The organism is Faecalicatena contorta (assembly GCF_001404335.1).
Taxonomy (GTDB): Bacteria; Bacillota; Clostridia; order Lachnospirales; family Lachnospiraceae; genus Faecalicatena; species Faecalicatena contortus_B.
This window is the reverse complement of sequence record NZ_CYZU01000062.1, coordinates 23,713-31,093: the sequence shown is the minus strand read 5'-3', so window position 1 is coordinate 31,093 and position 7,381 is coordinate 23,713. Positions and strand designations below refer to the sequence as shown.

The 7,381-nt window shown below is 48.4% G+C and carries 8 protein-coding genes; 7 read left to right on the top strand and 1 reads right to left on the bottom strand.

Annotation, left to right across the window (positions count from 1 at the left end; all coding sequences use genetic code 11):
• The first annotated feature begins 434 nt into the window (after positions 1–434).
• The 7 genes from ARB69_RS21850 to ARB69_RS21820 all read left to right on the top strand — a co-directional run bounded on the left by ARB69_RS21850 (position 435) and on the right by ARB69_RS21820 (position 6,779).
• A complete protein-coding gene (locus ARB69_RS21850) occupies positions 435–842 on the top strand; it encodes a protease complex subunit PrcB family protein (RefSeq protein WP_025655906.1) in 408 nt (135 codons plus the stop codon).
• A gap of 12 nt (positions 843–854) precedes the next feature.
• On the top strand, positions 855–2,414 hold the full coding sequence (locus ARB69_RS21845; RefSeq protein ID WP_025655907.1) for a DUF3794 and LysM peptidoglycan-binding domain-containing protein: 1,560 nt from the start codon (positions 855–857) through the stop codon (positions 2,412–2,414).
• 37 nt (positions 2,415–2,451) lie between these two features.
• The gene (gene ispE / locus ARB69_RS21840; RefSeq protein WP_050640664.1) at positions 2,452–3,339 is read left to right on the top strand and encodes a 4-(cytidine 5'-diphospho)-2-C-methyl-D-erythritol kinase; all 888 of its coding nucleotides are present in this window, start codon (positions 2,452–2,454) and stop codon (positions 3,337–3,339) included.
• Complete coding sequence (locus tag ARB69_RS21835; protein WP_050640663.1) at positions 3,329–4,000, top strand: GntR family transcriptional regulator; 672 nt, start codon at positions 3,329–3,331, stop codon at positions 3,998–4,000. The genes ispE and ARB69_RS21835 overlap by 11 nt, the downstream gene beginning before the upstream one ends.
• A 105-nt stretch (positions 4,001–4,105) precedes the next feature.
• The gene (spoIIR, locus tag ARB69_RS21830; protein ID WP_050640662.1) at positions 4,106–4,750 is read left to right on the top strand and encodes a stage II sporulation protein R; all 645 of its coding nucleotides are present in this window, start codon (positions 4,106–4,108) and stop codon (positions 4,748–4,750) included.
• A 78-nt stretch (positions 4,751–4,828) separates the two neighbouring features.
• Positions 4,829–6,013, top strand: coding sequence for a cation diffusion facilitator family transporter (locus ARB69_RS21825; RefSeq protein ID WP_055154989.1), 1,185 nt, complete (start codon positions 4,829–4,831; stop codon positions 6,011–6,013).
• A 46-nt stretch (positions 6,014–6,059) separates the two neighbouring features.
• On the top strand, positions 6,060–6,779 hold the full coding sequence (locus tag ARB69_RS21820; RefSeq protein WP_055154988.1) for an acyl-[acyl-carrier-protein] thioesterase: 720 nt from the start codon (positions 6,060–6,062) through the stop codon (positions 6,777–6,779).
• Here the strand turns inward: ARB69_RS21820 and ARB69_RS21815 are convergent.
• Positions 6,776–7,252: a DUF1648 domain-containing protein gene (locus ARB69_RS21815; RefSeq protein WP_055154987.1), complete on the bottom strand. Its 477-nt coding sequence runs from the start codon at positions 7,250–7,252 to the stop codon at positions 6,776–6,778. The two genes, ARB69_RS21820 and ARB69_RS21815, sit on opposite strands and share 4 nt — an antisense overlap.
• Positions 7,253–7,381 lie beyond the last annotated feature (129 nt).

The window sequence follows — 7,381 nt, the reverse complement described above, 5'->3', positions numbered from 1 at the left end:
TCCTCTTTGAAAGTCGATTCAAATATGAAAAATCAAGCGGAAATGACACCCGCTCTATTTGTCATGCCCTAATCGACTGTGAATAGTAACAGTTTGGTGTAACAGTTCAGACAGTTCTGAACCATTACAGTTTGGACACTATTCACAATCCAGAGAATAGCAACTAGTTTATCACTATTCATACTCCGGTCAAATAACATACATTTTATCAATAAATCAATACAGATTACAACTCCCACCAAACGAATCAATACACTGCCCCCCGTAAAATCTCCTCCCCATAAGCCAACCTTCCCTACCGCCCGGATGCGCCCAGCGAAATAAAGGGACCGCCGTCCCCCAAAAAAGCAATTGGCACAGAATCCAGCAGAAAGAGAATATTCAGGACACTTGAATAATATGATAATAGAGAGAATATACCGCGGGGATTGGATATGAAGAGAAAAATGATGTATCTGGCGGGATTTTTGCTTGTGCTGATGCTCACGGGATGCATATCGCGCCCACAAAAGACGGAAAAGCTGCGGGACCTGGACTTTACCGTTATGGATAAGGAGAAAGTGCCAAATGAACTGAAGACGGCGATTCTGGAAAACAGGGACCTGCCATTTAAGCTGACATACGCAGACCAGGGATATCTGTATATTGCGGAAGGATACGGGCCGCAGCCCAAAAGCGGGTACAGCGTAGAAGTGACGGGACTATATGAGACAGAAAATGCCATTTATATACATACGAATCTGCTGGGGCCGGAAAAGGGAGAGAAAACGGAAGAGGTAACTACCTATCCCTATGTGGTAGTTAAACTGGAATATATTGAAAAAAATGTGATTTTTGATTAGAGGAGGATGTATATGGAACTGATTAAGAAACAAGTACACTACACACAGGAGGGAAAACGAACTTTTGACCAGTTTTATCTGGATGAGGATTACAATGTCCCCGATGCAAAGGAGGATGTACAGCAGATTATTCAGGGAAGCGGCACGGTTAAGATCGAGGATATCAAGCTGGTTGAGAATTACATAAGGATTTCGGGCAAATTGTATTTTCAGATACTATATGTCACTGCAACCGGAGATCCGCAGCCCGCGGTATTAGAAGGCAAGATTCCATTTGAAGAGATGGTGTATACGGATGGCGGAGAAATGGAAAGCTATTTTATACAGAACATTCGGGTGGAGTTCACGGTATCTCTGGTACATTCCAGAAAACTGAGTATCCGCGCAATGGTAGAGATGGAGATTGGCCGGGAAAAGCTGGAGGATGAAGAAACCACAGTGGACATTGACAGCCCGGTTCCGATTTATAAAAAAATGAAAAATGTAAACCTCCTGGAGCTTCATACAACCAAAAAGGACACCTACCGGATCAAGGAGGAAATCACGCTTCCCGGAACAAAGGAAAGCGTCGGTCAGCTGCTTTTGACGGACGTCAGCAGCAGGAAGCTGGAGATCCGCCTGGGACAGGATGAGATGCAGCTGAAAGGGGAACTCCTGGTGTTCTGCATGTATTTATCTGAGGATGGGAAGGCAGACTGGCTGGAGCAGAGCGTCCCGTATGAGGGCCGGATCGAATGCGGCGGCGTGGAGGAAGGCATGTACTATTATGTCCACAACAGCCTGGAGGATACCCTGATGGATGTCCGAATGGATGAGGATGGAGAAATGCGTATTCTTGGGATAGAGGGCACTCTGAATTTGAGGATGAACATTTATCAGGAGGAAGAGATTGAACTTCTGGAGGATATGTATTCCCTGGAGCAGAACTGCGGATTTGAAACGAGAGAGGCGGTCTATGAAGAACTCCTTGTACAGAATTATTCGAAATGTAAAGTGGCGGAGCGTCTGTCCCTTCCGGAGTTAAAAGACGACGTGCTGCAGATCTGCCACAGCGACGGCAGCGTGCAGATCGAACACATGGAACTGGTAGAGGAAGGAATCCAGATCGAAGGCATCCTGCACATTTCCTTCCTTTATCTGAAAGCGGATGATGCAATGCCGTTTGGCGGCTGGCAGGGAATGGTCCCCTTCTCTTATCTGCTGGAATGCCCGGGAATGACGGAAGATGTGCGCTATAACATTTCCTATCATGTTGAGCAGCTTTCCGTCAATCTGGCAGGGAGCGAGGCGGTAGAGGTGAAGGCTGTGCTTGCCTTTGACACATTTATGCGCAAACCCGTTCCCATGCAGGTAATTACGGATGTGGAACTGTCTCCGGTTTCGATGGAAGAGATGGAAAAACGGCCGGGAATCGTAGGCTACATTGTGAAAGACGGAGATGAGCTCTGGACGCTTGCAAAGAATTATATGACCACCATAGACGGTATCAAGGAAATCAATGAATTGGAATCAGATACCATAAAACCGGGTGACAAATTGTTGATTTTTAAGGAAAATATGAGTATACTGTAGGTATAATGTATACAAGATACAATTTGGAGGACACAGGATGAAACAGATCGCATTAAAGGCTCTTGCCAAAATCAATCTGGGACTGGACGTACTGGGGAGAAGGGCGAACGGATACCACGATGTACGCATGGTGATGCAGTCAATATATCTGTATGACGATGTGAAAATAGAGCGGACGGAAAAGAAGGGGATCGAAGTCAGGACGAATCTGTATTTTCTTCCCACAGATGAGAATAATATTGCATACAAAGCAGCGGCTATGCTGATCAGGGAGTTTGCAATTCAGGAAGGTGTTATCATTACGCTGGATAAACATATACCGGTGGCAGCAGGTATGGCGGGCGGCAGTTCCAACGCCGCCGCCGTGCTTTTTGGAATGAACCGGATGTTCGGCCTGGGCCTGTCCCAAAAAGAACTGATGGAACGGGGCGTGAAGCTGGGAGCGGATGTGCCCTACTGCATCATGCGCGGCACCGTACTGGCAGAGGGGATCGGGGAAGAACTCACGGTGCTGCCTGCCATGCCGAAATGCACGGTTCTTGTGGCCAAGCCGGCGATCAGTGTATCCACCAAGGTCGTGTACGAGGCGCTGGATGCAAAAGAGATCCTAAAACATCCGGATATCGACGCCCTGATAGCCGGTTTAGAACAAGGAAGTCTTCCGGACATCGCAGCTGCCATGGGAAATGTGCTGGAAGATGTGACGATTCCTCTGTATCCGGTCATTGAAGACATTAAGAATGAAATGAAAGCGGCCGGAGCGCTCAACGCAATGATGAGCGGCAGCGGCCCAACCGTATTCGGCCTGTTTGAGAACAAGGCGCAGGCCAGAAAAGCGCAGGATAAGATCAGAGAAAAAGCACTGGCAAAGCAGGTGTATGTGACGAACATACACGGTGCGAGGAGGATAGAATATGGAGCCTAAATTTGAAGTGACTATGAACGAATACCTGCCTTTGCGGGATGTGGTGTTCAACACGCTGAGACAAGCCATTCTGCGGGGCGAGCTAAAGCCGGGAGAGCGTCTGATGGAGATTCAGCTTGCGAATAAGCTGGGCGTAAGCCGTACACCGATCCGTGAGGCAATCCGTAAGCTGGAGCTGGAGGGCCTTGTACTGATGATCCCGCGCAAGGGTGCGGAAGTTGCGGAAATCACGGAAAAGAACCTGCGTGATGTCCTTGAAGTAAGAGGGGCCCTGGAAGAGCTGGCGGTACAGCTGGCCTGTGACCGGATAGACAAAGAGGGAATTCGGAATCTAAAAAAGGCCGCGAAGGAATTCGAAGCCGTCCTTGACAGCGATGATATCACCCAGATTGCCGAGGCAGACGTAGCGTTTCATGACGTGATCTATATTGCGACAGATAACACAAGGCTGATCCAGCTGCTGAACAACCTGCGTGAACAGATGTACCGGTACCGTGTGGAGTACCTGAAGCAGAAAGAATGCCACCCTAAGCTTCTGGCGGAGCATCAGGACATTATCCGGGCCATAGAGAACGGGGAAAGAGGTAAAGCTGCAAAAATTACAAGCCAGCATATCGATAACCAGGTGGCGGCGGTGATCGGTATACTGCGTCATAAATAAGTATAAAAACAGCGGCAGCCCCGTTGTTGTATAATTCTGTAAATTCTGTCAATACTCCTTTTATCAAACAGATCAGACGCATCTGAAACATGGAGGGAGTTACATATGGATAGAACATTTCACATAGAAAGACAGACAAACAGAATTATTTTAATGCTCGCGGTCATCATCGCGACTCTGATCACGGGGTTCGCCGTCTGGCGTGTGCAGCTGACCGCCCAGGCCAAGACGCAGGAACATCTGGCGCAGGAGGTTCTGCGGTTTCACATTCTTGCCAACAGCGACAGTGAGGAAGACCAGGCCCTGAAGATGGATGTCAAGGAACAGGTTCTGGCCTACCTGAAAGCCGCAATGCCAGAAGGGCTGAATGTGGATGAAACGAAGGAATGGATGCGCAGGCATACGGATGAACTGGAGGAGACTGCCAGACAGACGATCTTGGCGCAAAACAAGGACTATCCCGTGAGCGCCGCGGTGACGACCTGTTATTTCCCGGATAAGACATACGGGGATGTGACGTTTCCGGCGGGTAATTATGAGGCGTTAAGAATTGAGATCGGAGCAGCAAAAGGACATAACTGGTGGTGCGTACTGTACCCGAATTTGTGCTTTACGGATGCCACAAATGCGGTTGTGCCGGAAGAAGGAAAAGAGGAACTGAAGAGCGTGCTGACAGAGGACGAGTACTCCCAGGTGACGGCACAATCAGACTTTAAGATAAAATGGTATTTCCTGGAGCGTTTTAAATAACAGACCGGCCGGCGTCACAGGGACGGCACAGAGCCCGAATGCGCAGGCGGAATCTCCGGAAATCCAGGCGGAGGGAACATGACTGAATTTTTAGTAAAACATTTTGTAAAAGATTATGAAAAAGTAGAAAAGGTGTCCGTGCGTACAGCTTATGGCGTATTAGCCAGTATCGTGGGCATCTTTTGTAATGTATTTCTGTTCATTGTAAAATTTGTTGTCGGAATCGTTCTTCACAGCGTTTCCGTAACAGCGGACGCGTTCAACAACCTTTCCGATGCAGGATCGTCGGTGATCAGCTTTGTCGGAGTAAAAATGGCCGGGAAACCTGCTGATGAGGATCACCCGTTCGGCCACGGCAGAGTGGAGTACATAGCAGCCCTGGTCGTAGCCTTTCTGGTATTGGAAGTTGGATTCACATTTCTGAAGGATTCTCTGGCTAAAATCAGAATGCCGGAGGAACTTAACTTTCAGCTCCTGTCCGTGATCATTCTGCTGCTGTCTATCGGCGTCAAGCTGTGGCTGGGCATTTTTAACCGGAAACTGGGACAAAAGATTGACTCAAAAGTAATGATGGCCGTATTTACGGACTCCATGGGAGACGTTATCACGACCGGAGCAACGATCCTTTCGCTGATATTTTTCAAAGTGACCGGCATTAATATAGACGGCTTTGTCGGAGTGGGTGTAGCGCTTGTAGTCATGTGGGCGGGCGTAGGAATTGCCAAAGACACACTGGAGCCGTTGATCGGCGAGGGGGTAGACCCGGAGCTGTATGATAAGATTAGAAAATTTGTAGAAAACTATGAGGGCATTGAGGGGACGCATGACCTCATCGTACATAATTACGGGCCAAACCGGAGCATGGCATCGATCCATGCAGAAGTCCCCAACAATGTCAACATCGAAGAGTCCCACGAAATCATTGACCGAATCGAGAGAGAGGCCATAGAAGAATTGGGTATTTTCCTGGTTGTCCATATGGATCCGATCGAAACACAGAATGAAGAAGTCATGAAAATACGCATGCAGGTGGACGGGGCGTTGAAAGGACTGGACAGCAGCTGCAGTATTCATGACTTCCGCGTGGTGGAGGGAAAAGAGCAGATTAATCTGATCTTCGATATGGTTGTGCCAATCTCTTACCATGAAAAAACGCGGCGGGAGCTGCAGGCAAAACTGGCGGCAAGGCTGAGGGAGACGGATCACCGTTACCGGTGCGTGATCACAATAGAGCATAGCTTTAAATCCAGCAAAAATGATTAGGAAACAAGAACAGTGAAATGACAGGATAAGAAAGAAGGTATTATAAATGTACGCATTTGACAGCAGAGTAAGATACAGCGAAATCGACCACCAGGGAACCATGACACTTCCGGCGCTTATCAACTATTTTCAGGACTGCAGCACCTTTCAGTCGGAAGACATCGGCGTGGGCCTCGAGGTACTGAGAGAGAGAAAAAAGGCATGGCTCCTTTCCTATTGGCAGGTGGTGATCGACCGCTTTCCGAAGATGGGAGAGCAGATTACAGTAGGCACATTTGCCACCGGGTTCAAGGGACTATACGGGAACCGTAACTTTGTCATGAAGGATGAACAGGGAAATATGACTGCCTGCGCCAACTCTGTATGGGTATTCATGGATATAGAGAAGGGCCGGCCGGCAAGGCCGGGGGAGGAAGATATCGCGCCTTACGGTATGGAGCCGCCGCTGGAGATGCATTATGAGGACAGAAAGATAAAACTGCCGGAATCCTGCAAAAGTCTGCCCTCCTTTCCGGTGCGCAAATACCATATCGACACAAACGAGCATGTCAATAACTGTCAGTATGTGCAGATGGCGCTGGAAATCCTTCCGGAAGACATGAAGATCGGACAGCTGAGGGTGGACTATAAAAAATCCGCAGTCTATGGGGACATCATCTATCCAAAGGCATCTTTTGAAGCGGAGCGGACCGTGGTAGAACTTTGTGACAGGAACGAGAAGCCCTACGCGGTGATCGAGTTTAAGCCAAAGAGCACACAGCCTTAACGTTTCCGGTAGAGCTGAATCAGGAAAAAAGCCATGGGCCCGAACACCAGAATCATATCTGCGGGAAGGAACCAGGCAGGAAGCGGCTTTGCCAGGGCAGAATAAAAGGAGAGGAACACAAAAGTAAACACCACGACAAGTTTCATAGTAACAATCATATTTTTTAGGATACGGTAAATGCGTTCCTTGTTTTCTCTGGTTACCTCGACGCCCGTGTTCCAAATGCCGGGCGTGCGCTCACAGAGAGAGATGCCTAGATACATGAGGACGGAAAGAATGGGAGTGAACCACAGTTCGCTTTTATTTCCCCAACGGTCGATCTCACCCGCGCCGTTATAATGTCCGGGAATCTGGTCCGGGATGTGATTCCAATTTATAATGAGATAGAGAAATACAGCGGCCATTGCGGCAATGCAGAGCAGATTAACCGCTTTATGGTATCTTGTAGAAGGGAGTTTCGATTTTTTATTCATGGGGAGTTATCCTTTCATATTATATACAATAAAGAGTACGAATCAGGCATGCAAGCCAAGTGCATCATAACAGGGATTGGACGAGAAGCCGGTCTTCTTTGGGCGGACTGTGCAGCTTATCTGTGCCGG